Source organism: Synechococcus sp. H55.10, from assembly GCF_047502715.1.
GTDB lineage: Bacteria > Cyanobacteriota > Cyanobacteriia > Thermostichales > Thermostichaceae > Thermostichus.
Window position 1 is genome coordinate 64804 of record NZ_JANSJJ010000040.1, and the last position, 18080, is coordinate 82883.

Sequence of the window (18080 nt, forward strand, 5' to 3'; positions counted from 1 at the left end):
TAGCGTGAACGGTTCTCCGGCATTCCCTCACCCCCGGCCCCTCTCCCAGAGGGAGCATTCCCTCACCCCCGGCCCCTCTCCCTCTGGGAGAGGGGAGCTGGTCATTGGCTCTGGATCAGGGCCGTAGGGAGGCTGGCGGTTCGGCGGGAGGGGGTAAGGGCTCGCTGCTGCCGCCGGGATCCAAGCGGGAATTGGGGGGCGAAGGGTCGGGATCCAGTTTGGCCCCCCAGGTGGCCAGGTAGGCTCTTTGTTCGGGGGAAAGGCGACGCACCCGGCGGAAGTCCGCGCCGGCCACGATGGCGCCGGCATAGGCTCCCGTTTTGAAATCGGGCTTTTGTCCTGGCTGGGCCGGGGAAGCGGTCTGCAGGGATCCCACAAACAGCAAAGCGCGGTAGAGATCGGCCCCGCGCAGGTCGGCATTGCGCAGATTGGCCCCGCAGAGGTTGGTGTGGCTGAGGTCGCAATCCTGCAGGTTGGCTCCTTCCAGGCTGGCCTCGCTGAAATCCACCCCCCGCAACAGGGTGCCATGCAGGTCGGCCCCTTCCAGCATGGTGCCCAGGTTAACCACGCGGATCCCGTTGAGGCGATCCCGCTGGTAGCCGCCTTTGCCGTCCAAAATGGGCCGGCCCAGGTGTTCGTCGCGGCGCAGGGGGCTGAGCAAATTGGCGGTGGAGAGGAAGCGCAGAATCTTGGCTTTGCCGAAGCGATCCACGCCGTTGAGGAGCGCCGCCGTGCGCCCGGCAGCGATGGCCCGCTCCAGGGGCCAGTCGTCCAACTGCCCATCAGGGGAGAGAACCAGGTTGGAGATGCCCTCGAAGTAGGCGTCGATGGTCTGCTGCTGAGTAATGGTGTTCTGCTGGATGGTGAGGTCGCGGGAGATAACGTACTGCCGCCAGGCAATATAGGCGGCCAGGAGAGCGATGAAGATCTGCCCGGTAGCGCCAAACACCTCCCCCAAAGCCCCAATCGCCTCCCAGCTTAGGGATCGCAGGGTTGAGAGAACCCCACTCCAGACCACTGCTCCTGCCACGGCCAAGCCGAGGGCTGCTGCCGCCCATCCCAGGCTGGGCCACGTGGTTAGCCACTGCCAGAGATCGCGCCCAATCTGCACCCAGAGCGGCTGCCCCCACCAGCCGGCCAAGCCCAGCCAAGCCAGCACCGCCCCCCAGCCCAAAACTGGCTGCCCTGTCAACCCCGCCAGCGCCAGCAGCCCCGCCGGGATCCCCAACAGCAGCAGATTAAGCAGGGGGCGCCCAGACGAGAGGGAAGCCAGCGGCAACTCTTGGGAGGAGCCTTCGCGGGCAAGGGCTTCTTCGGTCATGGCAAGGGTATACTCTAGGGGTAGCGTTGGATCTACAAAAAAAAGCCTGCGTCAGTCCGTATTTGGAGTTGGGGAAGAGGGCAGGATCCCGCCTCTTGGGTTTGGTAGGATAGCCTCGACCCTCCTTCCTTCTCTGGCCCAGCCTGGTGTGAGGATGACTCCTATGATCGCTTCCTTATCGTTTATCCGTCTGCAGAAATCCGGCGAACACCAATTTACAGCAGTCCTGCCTGACTTGTGGTTGCAGCGTCACGGCTCCGCAACCCTGGCACGACTGGCCGCCTCTCTGCTGTTGAGCACCAGCCTACTGCTGGCGGCAGGAAGGGATCCCAGTTGGGCGCAAACTTCCCTGGACACCGGCCTTTTGGAGAAGCAGGCCCTGCCCCAGGCGCCACCGCTGCCGGACGACCGCCCGGCCATTTTTGTCGATGCCGCCAACGGCAGCGATACCCAAGGGGATGGATCCCGCAACAACCCCTTCAAGACCATCACCCATGCCATTGGACGGGCGCCAGCGGGCAGCATTATCCAGCTTCTGCCAGGGATCTACAGCGCAGAAAGCGGCGAAGTCTTCCCCATCCGCCTCAAGGCTGGCCTTATCTTGCGCGGGGACGAGTCCAACCTAGGGGAGGGCTACCTGATCGATGGCGGCGGCACCTACATGAGCCCAACCCTGGCCCGGCAAAATGTTGCTCTGCTGGCCGAGACCGGCTCAGAGGTGCGCGGAGTTACCCTGCGCAACCAGGGGCGGCGCGGCTATGCCCTCTGGATAGAATCGGCTTCCCCCCGCATTCTCAACAACAGCTTTGTGGGCAGCATCCACGACGGCATTTTCATTGCTGGCGCTTCCAACCCCTGGATAGAGGGCAACCGCTTCTACAAAAATGGGGCCAACGGCATCTCCGTCTTGGGTACTTCCCAGCCCACCATTGTCAACAACCTCTTCCAAGAGACCGGCTTTGGCCTCACCATCGACCAGCGCTCGGCGCCGATGGTGCGCAACAACCGCATCCTGCAAAACCGCACCGGCATTGTGGTTGGCGGCAGCGCCCGGCCCATCTTGCGCAACAATCTCATTGCCCGCAACCTGGAGACTGGCCTGACAGCTATCACCAACGCCCAGCCCGATCTGGGCACGGCCTCGGATCCCGGCAACAACATTTTTGAGGGCAACGGCCAGTACGACATCCACAACGCCACCCGCGGCCTGCGCCTCAACGCCAACGGCAACCAACTGGCGGGCAAAACCAAAGGGGAGCTGGATCTAGCGGGCCAAACCACGGTTGCTGCTCTGCCCAGCAGCGCCCCACCACCCATTGTTGCCGGTGGCTTGACGCTGCCCAGCGCTCCCCCGGCTCCCAGCCGGGATCCCCAGCCGGCGGCGGCCAAGCCAGCCGAAACTTCCACAAACCTACCGGTGGTGGCGGTGCCGCAATCGACGGCCCCCCTTCCCCCTCCTGCAGCGGGCTCGGGGGGGCGTGTTTTGCCCAGCGGCCCCAGCCAGCCGTCAAGCACGCAACCCCAGGAGTTTGTTGCCGTCCCCTTCACCCCCGATGGCTCTACCACGCCTGCCCAGCCGGTTGAGCCGGCTCCTGCCGCCCCTGTCCGCCAGGCCTCTGCAGCTCCCCTTACCGACATCACCACCCTGCTGCCGCCGCCGGCCCGCCGCCAAGCCAGAGAAAACCCTCCTACCTCCTCCTCTGCACCCTCAAGCTCGGCCCCAGCTCCTCCTGCTCAGGCTGCCGACAAGGACTCCGTCCCGCTGACGCGAGCGGCAACCCAGTTTCGCGTCTTGGTGACCCCCAAGGGCAGCGACGACTTGCAGCGGCTGCGGCAGCTCGTCCCCGAAGCGGTGGAGACCGTGTTCAACGGCAGGACGATGCTGCAGGCCGGCCTCTACGACAGCCGCAGCCAGGCCCAGTCAGTCCTGGATCGCCTGTTGGACGCCGGCTTTGACGCAGTGGCGGAGATGATCTTCCGTTGATATTACTGCCCAGGGATCCCCCCCGGCAGGATAGGAACTCCCCAGCAGGGAATGTATGATGCCTAGCACGGCTTTTTCCAAAAGGACTGCGGAGAAAGCCGTGCCGTCGGGTTGCTCTGGGGATCAGCCAGGGCAAGCAATGGGGAAAGTCCGGTGCAAATCCGGCGCTGTGCCGCAACTGTGATGGGCTAAGGCCCTCAGTCAGGATGCCCGCCTGCGGCTTTGGCTCACAGCTTAGCTCTTCCGCGTCGCACGGAAGCAGGAGAAAGCGGATGAAAGTAATTGTTGTATGTCTCAGCCTTGGGCTGGGGAGCTGGAGTTTGGGGATCCCAGCCTGGGCGCAAGCGGTCTTGGACACCAGTCTTAGTGCCGAGATTTTCAATCAACCCGTCACCACACCGTTTCGCCGCCCTGGCTTGCTGCGGGACTCTTCGCGCCCAGTCTATGTCATCACCCGCCAGCAGATGCGCGAGCAAGGGGCAAGGACGGTGCAAGAAGCCCTGCGCTATCTGCCTGGGATCCTCAGCGATGGCACAGCGGGAACTCAGTTGGGAGCTCTTAGCTCTCAATTCATGCGAGGGGCGCGAACGGCGCAGGTGTTGGTGCTCTTGGACGGCCGCCCCCTCAACGATCTGGGCTTCTTTGGGGGGGTTGACCTCTCTCAACTCACCACAGATATTGTCGAGCGAATTGAAGTCTCTCCCGGCGGCGGCTCTACTCTGTATGGCTCGGATGCTGTTGGCGGCGTGATCAACATCGTTACGGTGGAGCCACAGCCAGAAACGGAGACGGTGCTGGAAGCGGCGGTCGGCAGCTACGGCCTCAATGAGCAAGGGATCCAAAGTCGGGGCCAAGCCCAGGATCTGGGCTGGGTGCTCAGCTATCGCCGTCTGAAAAGTAACAACGACTTTCCCTTTGCAATTGAGCGGCTGGGCAAGTCAGGCAAGCGGGAAAACTCGGCGGTGGAGTACCACAACTTGCAGGCCAAGCTTACCTGGCAACTGGCCAAAGACCAAGTCCTAACAGCCAACGCCCTCTACCTCAATAAAGCCTTTCGTGTGCCCGGCAGTGTGGAATTTCCCTCTCCCGATGCAGAGCAAAACACCAACGATCTGCTGCTGGATCTCAGTTGGCTGTGGACTCAGGCAACAGGATCCCTGCAGGCAAGAGTCTTTTTTGACGATCTCAACTACCGTTTCAGTGCTCCGCAAAGCCAGGGATCCCGCGACGTCATCCTGCGCAATGGCTGGGGATCCCAGCTGCAGTATGCTTGGCAAGCCGGCGAAAACCTAGAGGGAGCTTTGGGGGTAGATTATCGCTCCATCTCAGCTCGCAATACAACTTTTTCCTTTGCCAACGGTTCTGCCAATATCAACTACGACGATACGGTTAACCAGGGCGCCCTGTTTGCCCGCCTGGATTACAGCCCGGATCCCAACTTCCACCTTGATCTGGGCATGCGCCAGGACTTCAGCAGTTTGGCCAATAGCTCGGCCACCTCGCCGGCTGTGGGGATCCGCTGGACAGTGGCGGAAGGCACCACCTTGAGAGCCAACTACGCCAGCAGCTTTCGCACCCCCTTGATCTCGGAATTATTCTTTCGGCTGCGAGGCTTTTTTGAAGTGGATGGCAACCCCAATCTCCGCCCAGAGCGAGGGGAGAGCTTTGACGTTGGCTTGGATCAGAGCCTGGGAGATTTTGGCCTGCTGCGGCTAACGTTTGCCCACAACCGCATCCGCGATGGCATCACCTTTGTCAGCCTGGGGCCGCGCCAGGGAACCTATGAGAATATTGGGCTGGTCGAATACACCGGCCTGGAAGCGGCTTTGGATTTGCGTTTGGGGGAAAACTGGACGCTTTTTGCCAACTACACCCTCAATGATCCCATCATCCGCGCTGCACTTAACCCGGCCACAGTTGGCAAACAGCTAGCCTTTGTGGGAGCCGATAGCTTCAACCTAGGCCTAACCTATCGCTATGAGCAGGGCGGGTACGGCTCGATCTTGGTCCATCACATTGGGAGCTTTTTTACCAACAACTCCAATACGGAATCCCTGCCAGGCTATACCACCGTGGCTTTGCGGGGAGGGATCCCGTTGACTGAGGCCCTGAGCCTAGAGTTGGGGATCGACAACCTGCTGGATGAGCAGTATGAAGTTTTCCCCGGCTATCCCGGCGTTGGCCGCACGCTGAGGATGAACTTGCGGGGGCAATTTTAGCATCCTCTCGGGCTATTTTTGGCCAACTATCTAGAACAAGCTGTCCTGGTGGAATTGTCTGCTTTACAGTGGAGTTTGGATACAACTCTATGGTGAGCGCGACCAACTTTCCCTCTATTTCTCCATCGACAACTTTGGCTCAAGCTGAGTCTAAACATTGCCTTTGGGTTTGCACCACCTGTGGATCTCGCTGGGTCAACGGCCAAAAAGAAGGGATCAGCAAGGGAGAAATGCTCCTAGCTGCCTTGCAATCCCAAAGGCTCAATCCCCAACTGCAACTGAAGCCAGTTGCCTGTATGAGCGGCTGCAGCCACGCTTGTGTGGTTGCGCTGGCAGCCCCCCGAAAGATGACCTATGTCTTTGGCGATCTCGATCCAAAAGACGTGGAGCCAATCTTGCAAACGGCGGAGCTGTATTTGACAAAGCCCGATGGGATCCTGCCCTGGGCAGAGCGCCCCATCAAAAAGGGGGTGATTGCCCGCATTCCGCCAATCCAATAGGAGCAACCTATGGCTGTTTTCAATCCCTGGGTCCCACCCCTAAACCAAACTTGGCAAGAGGTTTCCCCCACCGGCTGGACAACCGTTTACGAAGGGATCCCGGCTCACATCGACTGTCTTGGGCCGCTGCTCTATGAGCTCTTTCAGGAGCGCTGGGCCGAGATCCAAGTGGGCCAGGTGGTGGAGGGTGGCGTCCTGGAAGCGGCCTTCAAGGATCCCCCTACTCTCTGTGTGCTCTACGACGGCTACTTGACCGTGGCCACGGAAACTTGGCATTTGCATCTGTGTTTGGAGGAACACCAGGGCGGCCCCTACCGCAGAACTCCTCCTGAGCTGCGCCGCAAAAGATTGGTCGGCCGCGCCGCCCTCTATCGCCGCCTCAATCCGCAGGGCCAGCCTCGCCAATGGGGGATCCAGTTTTGGAACGGGGCAGAGGAATCGCTGCTGCAGATCTTTTTGCCCAGTCCCTTTTTGGGGCCAGGAGAAGACTACCTGCCCGAAGGCAAAGCCGACTATCAGCAGCTTTCCCTTTATGAACGCCTGCGAGCCATTTACGTCGAGGGAAAAGAGCGGATCCCTTACGCAGATAACCCTCTCCAGCGGCCCTATTTGGCGGTTTGCCGTTCCAGCCGCTGCTATCCTTCTCGCCACTATCAGCCGGTGGTGGAAGCTTTGCAATCGGCCCTGCGCGAGGCCAATCTGGATGTTCCGGTTATCACCTCAGGATGCCTAGAAGTCTGCCAACAAGGGCCGGTGGTTTTCTACTCTGGTGACCGCACCTGGTACAAGCAAGTCACACCCCCAGTAGCGCGGCAAATTGTCCAGGAGCACCTGCTGAACAAGTGTCCCTTAAAAGCTCACCTTTTTCCTGGGGATTAGCCTATGGTCAGCCTACAAGCTCTTGTCCAGTCCATCCCCAAAACCCGCCGCGGGATCCCGGAGGTCATTTGGATCCAAGCCACCCGCGATCTAGCCCAAGGTCGATTTTGGCCCAGCCTATTGACCACCATCGGCTGCCTTAGCAACATTGCCTATACCTGTACACTGCCTTTTGTAACTGTTGGCATCGTCACGGGCACCACGTTAACTCGCCAAAGGGCAATCGTCAGCGCTTCGATGATTTGGCTGGCCAACCAAATCTTTGGCTACACCTGGCACAACTATCCCCGTACCCCTGATTCTTTGGCTTGGGGGTTGGTCTTGGGGATCGGCACGGTGGGGGTGGCGTGGCTGGCCAGCTATCGCCCGCTCTTTTTCCAGCCCCACCCTGTCCAACCTCGGCAATGGCTGCGCAATTACCTTTGGATCCTGGTCATGCTGATCCTAGGGTTCCTTGCTTTTGAAGGGCTAATCTTGGCAGCCGGCCTGGTGCTGGGCGGAACAGAGGGCTTGACCCTGCCCATCTTGGGCAAGATCTGGTTGCACAACTGGCTGTGGACGGGCTTTTGGCTTGGGATCCACGCGCTGCTGGCCTGGGACAGAGGACGCCGCCGACTGGAGTTGGCGAGAGCCCACCTCGGCGGGCTGGGGTATCCCCAAGGGAGATCCAGGCCAGAATAGGGGTGACCTGCGCGCGAGGGATCCCTTTGCAGCCCGCTCAGCTCGACAACTCCCCCTTTGACCGGCTCGTGGACTACGTCCCGCTGACGCGATCGGCTTCCTGCCGCTTGCTGCTGTTGAGCGGCAAGGGGGGCGTGGGCAAGACCACCCTGGCCTGTGCCCTGGCCCGTCACCTAGCCCAGAGGCAACCAGAGCGCCGTCTGCTGTTGCTGTCCACCGATCCGGCCCACTCCCTGGGGGATGTGCTGGGGATCCCGGTGGCCGACACCCCCCAACCCCTGCCGGAAAGTGCTCCGCACCGCTTGCACGAACGGCCCAACTTGCAGGTGCGGGCTCTCCAGGCCGAGGTGCTGCTGCAGTCTTTCAAGCAGACCTACGGCCCTGCTCTGGAGCTCATTGCCGAGCGGGGCAGCTGGCTGGGGCGAGAGGATCTGTTGCCCCTTTGGGATCTGGACTGGCCGGGGGTGGACGAGCTGATGGCCATCCTCGAGGTCAACCGCCTGCTGGCAGGCCAAGAGGTGGACACAGTCATCCTGGACACGGCCCCCACCGGCCACACCCTGCGGCTGTTGGAGTTGCCCGACTTTTTGGATAATCTGCTGGCGGTGTTTGCCACTTTTCAGGCTAAGCATCGGGAAATCGCCCAAGCCTTGATAGGCACCTATCGACCGGATGAGGCGGATGCCTTTTTGGCGCGGTTACAGGGAGAGCTGGAGGGAGGCAAAGCCAGGCTGACCGACCCGGAGAGCACCTCTGCTTGGCTGGTGCTGATCCCGGAGCCGTTGAGCGTGGCGGAGACCCGCCGCTTCTGTCAACAACTGCAAAGCCGCCGTGTGCCTGTGGGGGGTCTTCTGGTCAACCAGGTGCTGCTAGGGACGGTGGCGGCCGCAGGGGAAAAAGCGGAAGCAACCCCCAACCGCCCCTCGCCTCTCTACCTGGCCCGCCAGCAGGAGCAGTGGCGCTGGCTAAAAACACTCCAAGAGGAGCTGCCTGGCTATCCCATCTGGGTTTGTCCCTATCAACTGGAGGAGCCGATTGGGCCGACGGCCCTGGACAGGCTGGTGCAACAGCTTCGCCCCTTGCCAGAGGTGCTGCCGCAGTTGGAAGAGATCCCCGCCCCGGGGGAACTCTCCCCTTCGCCGCAGCGGGACGAAGTCCTTGGGATTGCTTCTGGGCAGAGCCAGGCTTTGGGCCTTCCAGATTTTTTGGCCCAAGGGATCCGCCTTGTGCTGGTGGGGGGCAAGGGCGGGGTGGGCAAGACCACGGTGGCCGGGGCCCTAGCCTGGAACTTGGCCCAGCGCCATCCCGACCAGCGGCTCTTACTGGTCTCCATCGACCCGGCCCACTCGCTGGGGGATCTGTTTCAGACGAAGCTGGGTCAGGAGCCGCTGCCGCTCTTGCCCAACCTGCTGGGCCAGGAGATCGAGGCGGCGGCAGTGCTGGAGCGCTTCCGCCAAGACTACCTGGAGGAGGTGGCGGCCATTTTGGCAGGCGAGGGGACGGCAGGGGTGGAGATCCAGTACGACCCCCAGGCTTGGCGGCAGCTTTTGCAGATGCCCCCTCCCGGTCTGGACGAGGTGATGGCCCTGCTGACGGTGCTGGAACAAGAAGCCAGCGGCCAGTTCAACCTGGTGGTGGTGGATACCGCCCCCACCGGCCATCTCCTGCGCTTTTTGCAGATGCCGCAGGCCCTAGAAGGCTGGGTGAGCTTGGCCCTGAAGCTGTGGCTAAAGTACCGCGACGTGGTGGGCCGGCCGGAATGGGCGCAGCGGCTGCGGGATCTCTTGGCCCAGGTGCGCCAGCTCCAGCGGCGGCTGCGGGATCCCCAGTTTGTTAGCTTTGTCCCCGTCTTCAACCCCGAACAGGCAGTTCTGGCCGAAACCGAGCGTCTTTTGGCGGAGTTGGATGCCCTGGGGATCCCCCATCCCTACGCCGTTCTCAATCGGGTTTGGCTAGAGGACTCCACCCCCTTGGGAGAGGCCCTCCGCCGCCGCCACCAAGCCCTTCTGGCCCAGCTCCCCCGGCGATTCTCCCAACAGGCCATCTTGATCATCCCCTTCGTGCATCCTCCCAGCTTGGAGAATATCGGCTCCTACTTATTTGCTCCCCAGGAGCCCTAACCTGGGGGTAGATCTTGCTCACCCAAACGGTATGGATCCCAGACTGGAAGAGCGCGCCCGCGAGCTGCGCGCCCTGCTGCAGAAGGCCAGCATCGCCTACTACGTCCACGATGCCCCCATCCTGGAAGACAGCGTTTACGACCGCCTCTACCGGGAGCTGCAAGAGCTGGAGCGGGCTTACCCCGAACTGGTCACCCCCGACAGCCCTACCCAGCGGGTGGGAGAAAAACCTGCAGAGCATTTTCCTACTGTCTTCCACCGCATCCCCCTCCACAGCTTGGAAAATGCTTTCAACCCAGAAGAGCTAGAGGAGTGGCAAGAGCGCCTGCTGCGAGTTTTGGGCCGCGACAGCGAGACAGAGGAGGAGCTGGAATACGTCTGTGAGCTGAAGATCGATGGCGCCGCCTTGGCCCTGACCTACCTCGATGGTCTTTTGGAGCGGGGCGCTACCCGGGGGGACGGTCAGGCCGGAGAGGACATCACCCCCAACGTGCGCGCCATTCGTTCCATTCCCCTGCGGCTGGCGACGGCAGATCCGCCTCCCGTTTTGGAGGTGCGGGGGGAAGTCTATCTGGCCCTGGCTGAGTTCGAGCGCATCAACCAAGAGCGCCGCTCCGCTGGGGATCCCCCCTTTGCCAACCCGCGCAACTGCGCCGCCGGCACCCTGCGCCAGTTGGATAGCCGCGTTGTCGCCGCCCGCAAGCTCAGCTTTTTTGCCTATGCCCTCCACTGGCCAGAAGGCTGGCCGAGCGGGGATCCCCCCCAAACCCAGTGGCAGTGTCTGCAGCAGCTCAAGGAACTGGGATTTCCGGTCAACCCCCTCTCCCAGGTGTGCCGGGGCTTGCAGGAGGTGATCCAATTTTACGAGCGGTGGCGGGGTGCCCAGCTCCCCTACGCCTGCGACGGCGTGGTGGTGAAGCTCAACTCCTTGCGGCTGCAAGAGGAGGCCGGCTTTACACAAAAATTTCCCCGCTGGGCCATTGCCCTCAAATACCCTGCCCAAGAAGTTCCCACCCGCATCCGCGCCATCTTTGCCAGCGTAGGACGTACCGGCGCCGTCACCCCGGTGGCAGAGCTGGAGCCCGTGCTTCTGGCCGGCACCACCGTCAGCCGCGCCAGCCTGCACAATGCCGATCGCCTCGAGGAGCTGGATGTGCACATCGGCGACACGGCCATCGTGCGCAAAGCCGGGGAGATCATCCCCGAGGTGGTGGGGATCCTCAAAGAGTTGCGCCCCCCCGACGCTGTTCCCTACCGCCTGCCCAGCCACTGCCCCGAATGCCACACCCCCCTGGTTCGCCCTGCCGGCGAGGCGATAACCCGCTGCCCCAACCCAGACTGCCCGGCCAAGATCAGGGGGGAACTGCAGCACTGGGCCAGCCGCGACGCTTTGGATATCGAGGGCTTAGGGGAAAAGCGGGTAGCCCAGTTGGTGGAAAAGCTGGGGGTGCGCACCGTGGCCGACCTCTACCGCCTCGCCCCGGAACAGTTGGAGAGTTTGGCAGGGATGGGATCCCGTTCCAGCCAGAAGCTGGTGCAGGCCATTCAGCGCTCCCGCCAACAGCCCTGGGAGCGGGTGCTCTACGGCTTGGGGATCCCCCATGTGGGGGTGGTGACCGCCCAGACTTTGGCCCAGCATTTCCCCGCCCCAGAACTCTTAGCCCAGGCCAGGGCTGAAGACATCGCCCAGATCTACGGGATAGGGGCGGAAATTGCCGAGGCGGTGGTGGCCTGGTTTGCCGATCCCGCCCACCAGAAGTTGTTGCAGGAGCTGGGGGAGCTGGGGATCCCTGCCCTGCCCCAGCAGAAGGCCCCTGCTGTTTCCCAGGTGCTGGCCGGGAAGAAGTTTGTAATCACTGGCACCTTGCCCACCCTCTCCCGCCAGCAGGCCAAGGCTTGGATTGAGAGCCGCGGCGGCAAAGTGACCGCCAGCGTCAGCCGCCAAACCGACTATGTGGTGGTGGGGTCGGATCCCGGCTCCAAGCTCAAGCAGGCGCAAGAATTGGGGATCCCCCTGCTGAGCGAAGCGGAGCTGTTGGCCCTGGAATCCGGTGATCCGCAGCCTTGACAGGGGTAGATCCCCAGAAAACTTGGGGAAAGTGGGTTGTTCTAACGGCAGGGATGATTTATGATTCAACTCTAGTGAGGAGTGGACGCCAATAGGGGGGAAGCGAACGAAACACGGACAGTTCCTTCCCCTTTTTGGTTGCCAACAAAGGCCGTCACACCCCCCCGAAAGCATCCAACTTAACTGAAAGATCCCTTGGCCTTCGATAGCCATCTTTGCCAGGGCCGGGTAAGTTCTACTATGATGGGATCAGCGGAGACGCATGTTTCCGTTCACTCCTCACACCATCTGCCGCTCGGCGTTCAGTCGGGCGGTTTTTCTGTAGACCTGTCTAGGGGGGTCACAGTTATCTCACAAGAATCTCTGAGCACTTCGCCTGGGAACAAGCCCAGCGGAGATGCTAGACTGATAGACCAGTGAGTTCCACCCGCCTCGGCATTCCTACACTCTCATAGCCGATTTGCCCCACGCTTTGATTTGTTTGAATGTCCAGTCTTCCTCTGGCTTTTGCCGGATAGGATAGCCAAGAACAAGCAGCAACGAGGATCCCATGGCCAAATATGACTCCCACTTAAGGTGCTCCTTCTGCAATAAGTCCCAGGATCAAGTGCGCAAGTTGATTGCAGGGCCGGGGGTCTACATTTGTGACGAGTGTGTGGAGCTCTGCAACGAAATTTTGGATGAGGAGCTCTACGACGGCAACCCTCCTGCTACTGCTGCCACTGCCCCTGCCCCCAGTCGTCGCGAAACCACCAAGAAATCTTTTCGCAGCCTGCCTTCTCTGGCGCAGTTGCCTAAGCCGCGCGAGATCATGCGTTATCTTGACCAATATGTGATCGGCCAAGAGAAGGCCAAGAAGGTCTTGTCGGTGGCGGTGTACAACCACTACAAGCGCCTAGCGGCCAAGGCCAACCCCAGCAGCCTCGGAGCTGCGGAGCTGGATGAGGTGGAGCTGCAAAAGTCCAACATCTTGATCATCGGCCCCACCGGCTCCGGCAAAACCCTGCTGGCCGAAACCCTGGCCCGCATGTTGGATGTGCCCTTTGCTGTTGCCGATGCCACCACCCTCACCGAAGCCGGCTACGTCGGCGAAGATGTGGAAAACATCCTGTTGCGCCTGCTGCAGGTGGCGGACATGGATGTGGAAGCAGCCCAGCGCGGCATCATCTACATCGACGAAATCGACAAAATTGCCCGCAAGAGCGAAAACCCCTCCATTACCCGCGACGTTTCCGGCGAAGGGGTGCAGCAGGCTTTGCTGAAGATGCTGGAAGGCACCATCGCCAACGTGCCCCCCCAAGGCGGACGCAAGCACCCCTACCAAGACTGCATTCAAATCGATACTTCGAATATCCTCTTTATCTGCGGGGGCGCTTTTGTCGGCCTAGAGAAGGTAATCGAGCAGCGCATCGGCAAAAAGTCGATGGGCTTTATCAAGCCAGGGGAGCAGCTAGCAGTTACCCGTGAGCAGCGCATGGCCAACGCCCTCAAGGCTTTGGAGCCGGAGGATTTGATCAAGTACGGCATGATCCCCGAATTCACGGGACGAATTCCGGTGGTGGCCACTTTGGATCCGCTGGATGAGAAGGCGCTGGAGGCCATCTTGACGCAGCCTAAGAATGCCATTCTCAAACAGGCGCAAAAGCTGTTGCGCATGGACGGGGTGGAGCTGGAGTTCGAGCCGGCTGCCATTTCTGCCATTGCCAAGGAAGCCTACCGTCGCAAAACGGGGGCGCGGGCGTTGCGGGCCATTGTGGAGGAGCTAATGCTGGATGTAATGTACGAGGCGCCCTCCCGCCGTGACCTAAAGTACATCCGCATCACCGCCGAGATGGTGGAGCGCCGTTCCACGCACGAGCTGATCCCTCACCCTTCCACCCTGCCCAAGCCTGAGTCTGCCTAGGATCTCAGCCCTGCCCGATCCCTGCTGCGTCAGCCTATGATTGGTGTTTGGTTTTGAAGTAAAGGGCAAGGGGGCGCATGGGGCGAGCGGATCGCGAGTATGCGGTGATCGGTCTGGGACGCTTCGGCACGAGTTTGGCCCTCACGCTGATGGAGCGGGGGCACAATGTTTTGGGGATCGACCGCAGCCGGGAGATCGTGCAGCGTCTGGCGGATCAACTGACGCAGGTGGTGGCGCTGGATTCCAGCGATGAGGATGCGCTGCGAGCGGTGGATATTCTCTCCTTCGACACGGTGGTGGTGGCCATCGGCAGCGATTTCGAGAGCAATTTGCTGACGACGGTGGCCCTCAAGAGCTTAGGGGTGCGCAACGTGGTTTGCAAGGCTTCGACGGAGCGGCAGCGCTCGATTCTCTTGCGGGTGGGCGCCGATCGGGTGGTGTTGCCGGAGCAGGAGGCGGGCCGGCGTCTGGCTCAGGTGTTGACGGCACCAGGGATCCTGGATCAATTGGAGCTGGAGCCGGGCTACGGCATTACCGAGCTGGAGGTGCCGGAGGCGTTGGTGGGCCATACGCTGGCGGAGTCAGACTTGCGTCGCCGCTTTGGCATCACGGTCTTGGTGGTGAAGCGAAAACAATCGTTGGTGGTCTCACCGCCAGCAGACTACCTGTTGGAGAAGGGAGATCTGCTGGTGGTGCTGGGGGCCAATACCAATATCTCGCGGCTGAACGAGATGTAAGGGGGGATCCGATGAGAGAGGGTTGTGTCCCGCCGTCGCAACCCGAGGGGGCTGGGGGCTGGGGGTCTGCCCGAGCTGCGGGAAGCCCTCGCCTGATGCTGCCTCAGTCCTCTTGGATCCCGGCCAACCGCTTGCATCGGCTCGTTTTTGGGGACAGGCGTCGCCCGCTGCCGCCGCCTCTGCGCCTGGTCGCAGGGTTGGGCCTGCTGGCGGTGGTGGGAACTTTGCTGCTGATGCTGCCGGGGATCGGGCGCGGAGATCCCTTGAGCTGGAATGAGGCGCTATTCACGGCCATGTCCGCCCTGAGCGTAACGGGGCTCTCGACGATTGTGGCGGCGGAGGATCTCACTCTGCTTGGCCAGATCGTCTTGCTGCTGTTGATCCAAATTGGCGGGGTGGGCTTCATGGTTTTGGCGGTGGTGGTGTTCCAACTGATCGGGCGGCGCATCTCCCTGCTCAACCGCTTGGCGCTGTGCAATTCGCTGGGCCTGATCGATCCGGGGGCCATTCTGGAATTGACGCGGCGGGTGTTGATCGGGGTCACCCTGATCGAGCTGGGAGGGGCCCTGCTGCTCTGGGTGCATTGGCGGGATCTCTACGGGCCAGGTCGGGCGGTTTTTCTGGCCATTTTTCACGCCGTGTCAGCTTTCTGTAATGCGGGGTTCGACCTATTTGGGCAGGAGGGGATCCCTACGGATGGCCTGTCGCTGGCGATCTTGGGCGCTCTGATTTTTATCGGCGGCTTGGGCATCCCGGTTTTGTCGGATTTGTTAACTTGGCCGCGGGGCCACCGTCCCTCTCTGCACACCCGCATCACTCTGGTTGTGGTAGTGGCCTTGCTCTGCACAGGCGGCTTGGGGATGTTCTTGGCCGAGAGTTTGCCCGAGGGATCCCTGCGGGAGCTGAACTGGCCCCGCCGCTTGGGCCTGACGTTTTTTCAATCGGTTTCGGCTCGTACCGCCGGGTTCGCCGGGATCCCCATTGAGGATTTGACCCCGGCAAGTCGGTTGTTGCTGATGGCTCTCATGTTTATCGGGGCAGCTCCGGCTTCTATGGGGGGTGGCATCACCACCGGAACCTTGGCGGTGTTGGTGCTGGCCCTGTGGGGCTATGCCCGCGGCCTGCCCAGCGCCCAGATTGCCGGGCGCAGTTTGGATCCCTCGATGGTGCGCAAGGCGGCGGCGGTGCTGACGGTTTCTCTGTTTGTGGTGCTGTTGGCGGCCTGGCTGATCTTGATTTCCCACGGCAACAGCAGGCTGGATCCGGTGTTGTTTGAAGTGATCTCCGCTTTTGCCACCTGCGGTCTCTCGACGGGGTTTACCGGGGAGCTGAACTTGTTTGGCCAACTGATCATCGTTTTGGTGATGTTCTGGGGCCGCTTGGGGGCACTGACCATCGTCTTGGCTTTGGCCCAACAGCAGCCCCGCCCGTTGGTGACCTACCCTGAAGAGTCGATCTTAATCGGTTAGCTAAGGCAGTCTTCGTTAGACTGGGTATCGGAGTTCTCTGTCTCTCGCGTTGCCAGGAGCCATCCGTGTCCAAGTTCCTTCTCATCGGTTCTACTGAGCCCTTCAGCGGCAAGTCGGCAGCCATCTTGGGTTTGGCCAAGCATTTGCAGCGGCAGGGGGTGCAAGTTACCTACAGCAAGCCGATTGGATCGTGGGCTAGAGAGGATGGCTCCCCGGAAGGGATGGATCCGGATATGCGCTTTGTAGCGGAGACGCTGCGGCTGACTCAGATGCCTCCCATGCTTCTCCAGCTCAACGAAGAGGCGTTGCTGGCTCACATCCAGCAGTCGCTGGAGAAGCTGGCCCCCGCCTGCTCCGTTGCCCCTCTGCTGGAGTTTGCCGAGGGATCCGCTGCGGATTTGATCCTGCTAGAGGGCCCCGCCGATCTCTACGAGGGAGAGTTGTTTGGCCTCTCCTTGGCCAAAATGGCCCAAGCCCTGGATGCTCAGGTACTGCTGATCAACCGCTACCACTCCCCTTTGGCGGTCGATTCTCTTCTCTTTGCCCACCGCCAACTGGGATCCCATTTGGCCGGCGTGCTGCTCAACGATGTGCCGCCCGACCAGATGGAGCCCACCAAGACCACCGTTCGACCCTTCCTGGAGGCGAAAGGGATCCCGGTTTTGGGCATTTTGCCCTCCCACCGCATTTTGCGCAGCATCAGCGTCGGCGAGCTGGCGCGGCAACTGGAGGCCGAGGTGCTCTGCTGCCCAGATCGCCTGGATTTGATGGTAGAAAACATCGCCGTGGGGGCGATGAACGTCAACTCGGCCTTGAAGTACTTCCGCAAGCTGGAGCACAAGGCGGTGATCACCGGCGGAGACCGCACCGATATTCAACTGGCCGCCCTGGAAACTTCCACCCTCTGCCTGATCTTGACCGGCAAGCTGCCTCTGGATCCCCGCATTCAATCTCGAGCAGAAGAGCTGGAAGTGCCGATCCTCTCGGTGGATCTGGACACTTTCACCACCATTAACCGCATCGAACGGGTTTTTGGCCAAATTCGCCTCCATGAGGAGGTGAAAGTCCGCTGCATCCAGGAGCTAATGTCAGCAAATTTTGACTTTTCTCGCCTCTATGCTCATTTGGGCTTGACACAACCCCTAGTGTCAGCGGCGGGCACCTAAAAAAATCATTATCAGACCTCTCTACCCCTAGTGCTTAATTAGATATTTTTCCAAAACTAAGCACTATACCTGATCAAGATGAAAATAAGCTCTGTTCTGGTGCGCTGGCTTCTAGTGTCTGATGCTTTCCAGCATCTGCAATGATTTCTGCAAAAAAACGCAGAGATCTCTCGCCGAGTTGGCCTACTCGCTGAATTGGGGGGATATCATGCGAGTATTCATCACCTCAACACACCACTCCTCCCCCAGGTTTTCTGGGGGTTTTTGTTTGCGCTGTTTTGGCAGGAGTTCCCTATCTCTATACCCTAACGGGGCTTATGCTGCTGATGGTGTGAAATAAGGCTTCGCTGACGCTGTTTCCACTAAATATCTACTAAGTAGTGGCGCTGACAGGCCTGGGGGGGTTAAGATCCAGTGTCTGTTGTCGAGCAGGGATCCTGAATGATGGCCCAAGTCTCACGGATTCACAACCGTGGAGGAGCGCGCCCTAGCCGTCCGGTTGCTTGCCCCCACAGCGGCATCTTCACTGACGGGGGCTGTTCCCCCAATCCGGGGCCAGGGGGATGGGCGGTGGTGGTGGTTGAGGATGACCAGATTGTGGAAGAGTTTTGGGGAGGGGATCCCGCCAGTACCAACAACCGCATGGAATTGACCGGTCTCATTCGGGCCTTGCAATACTGCCGCGATACCCAGGACAACCGCATGGACACTATCTACAGCGACTCCCATCTCTGTGTGCAGACCTACAACGATTGGATGGAGCGCTGGGCAGCGCAGGGGTGGCGACGGCGTACGGGGCCAGTGGAAAACCTGGACTTGGTGCAAGAGCTGTATCAACTGAAACGGCAGTGCCCGCAGGTGCGGGTGGCCTGGATCCCGGCCCACCGAGGTCTGCGCTGGAACGAATATGTGGATGGGCTGGTCGCGCGCGCCCGATCCCGGTAGGCATTTCAAGTAACAATTTCTACATATTTTGGTGGGCGGGCCTGGGATCACAGACAGCCTTCGAGTTTATCGCTTATGCTCAAGAGGA

The 18080-nt window shown here is 60.9% G+C and carries 13 protein-coding genes and 1 riboswitch; of the genes, 12 read left to right on the top strand and 1 reads right to left on the bottom strand.

Features of this window, described 5'->3' with window-relative positions:
- Positions 1 to 115 precede the first annotated feature (115 nt).
- Entirely contained in the window at positions 116 to 1321 is a 1206-nt protein-coding gene (locus tag NW858_RS03565; protein WP_414519814.1) for a pentapeptide repeat-containing protein, read from the bottom strand.
- Between the two features lie 163 nt (positions 1322 to 1484).
- Between NW858_RS03565 and NW858_RS03570 the strand changes: the two genes are divergently transcribed.
- From NW858_RS03570 to NW858_RS03625, 12 genes are all read left to right on the top strand, one after another.
- Positions 1485 to 3305: a DUF1565 domain-containing protein gene (locus NW858_RS03570; protein ID WP_414519815.1), complete on the top strand. Its 1821-nt coding sequence runs from the start codon at positions 1485 to 1487 to the stop codon at positions 3303 to 3305.
- A gap of 91 nt (positions 3306 to 3396) precedes the next feature.
- A riboswitch (cobalamin riboswitch) is annotated at positions 3397 to 3538 on the top strand.
- 39 nt (positions 3539 to 3577) lie between these two features.
- Positions 3578 to 5524, top strand: a complete 1947-nt coding sequence (locus tag NW858_RS03575) for a TonB-dependent receptor plug domain-containing protein (RefSeq protein ID WP_414519817.1) — start codon at positions 3578 to 3580, stop codon at positions 5522 to 5524.
- 89 nt (positions 5525 to 5613) lie between these two features.
- Positions 5614 to 6024 (top strand): DUF1636 domain-containing protein, encoded by a 411-nt coding sequence (locus NW858_RS03580; protein ID WP_414334715.1) that lies wholly within the window; start codon positions 5614 to 5616, stop codon positions 6022 to 6024.
- A 9-nt stretch (positions 6025 to 6033) separates the two neighbouring features.
- Complete coding sequence (locus NW858_RS03585) at positions 6034 to 6903, top strand: (2Fe-2S) ferredoxin domain-containing protein (protein WP_414519820.1); 870 nt, start codon at positions 6034 to 6036, stop codon at positions 6901 to 6903.
- Positions 6904 to 6906: 3 nt separating this feature from the next.
- A complete protein-coding gene (locus tag NW858_RS03590) occupies positions 6907 to 7584 on the top strand; it encodes a hypothetical protein (protein WP_414338036.1) in 678 nt (225 codons plus the stop codon).
- Positions 7585 to 7610: 26 nt separating this feature from the next.
- Positions 7611 to 9704, top strand: a complete 2094-nt coding sequence (locus NW858_RS03595; protein WP_414519822.1) for an ArsA family ATPase — start codon at positions 7611 to 7613, stop codon at positions 9702 to 9704.
- A 31-nt stretch (positions 9705 to 9735) separates the two neighbouring features.
- Positions 9736 to 11772 (top strand): NAD-dependent DNA ligase LigA, encoded by a 2037-nt coding sequence (gene ligA / locus NW858_RS03600; RefSeq protein WP_414519824.1) that lies wholly within the window; start codon positions 9736 to 9738, stop codon positions 11770 to 11772.
- 550 nt (positions 11773 to 12322) lie between these two features.
- Positions 12323 to 13675, top strand: coding sequence for an ATP-dependent protease ATP-binding subunit ClpX (gene clpX, locus NW858_RS03605; protein ID WP_414334720.1), 1353 nt, complete (start codon positions 12323 to 12325; stop codon positions 13673 to 13675).
- A 77-nt stretch (positions 13676 to 13752) separates the two neighbouring features.
- Complete coding sequence (locus NW858_RS03610) at positions 13753 to 14412, top strand: potassium channel family protein (protein ID WP_414334721.1); 660 nt, start codon at positions 13753 to 13755, stop codon at positions 14410 to 14412.
- A 95-nt stretch (positions 14413 to 14507) separates the two neighbouring features.
- Positions 14508 to 15881 (top strand): TrkH family potassium uptake protein, encoded by a 1374-nt coding sequence (locus NW858_RS03615; RefSeq protein WP_414519826.1) that lies wholly within the window; start codon positions 14508 to 14510, stop codon positions 15879 to 15881.
- Between the two features lie 65 nt (positions 15882 to 15946).
- On the top strand, positions 15947 to 17047 hold the full coding sequence (locus tag NW858_RS03620; RefSeq protein ID WP_414334723.1) for a phosphotransacetylase family protein: 1101 nt from the start codon (positions 15947 to 15949) through the stop codon (positions 17045 to 17047).
- Positions 17048 to 17488: 441 nt separating this feature from the next.
- Complete coding sequence (locus NW858_RS03625; RefSeq protein WP_414519828.1) at positions 17489 to 17992, top strand: ribonuclease H family protein; 504 nt, start codon at positions 17489 to 17491, stop codon at positions 17990 to 17992.
- The last annotated feature ends 88 nt before the right edge of the window (positions 17993 to 18080 follow it).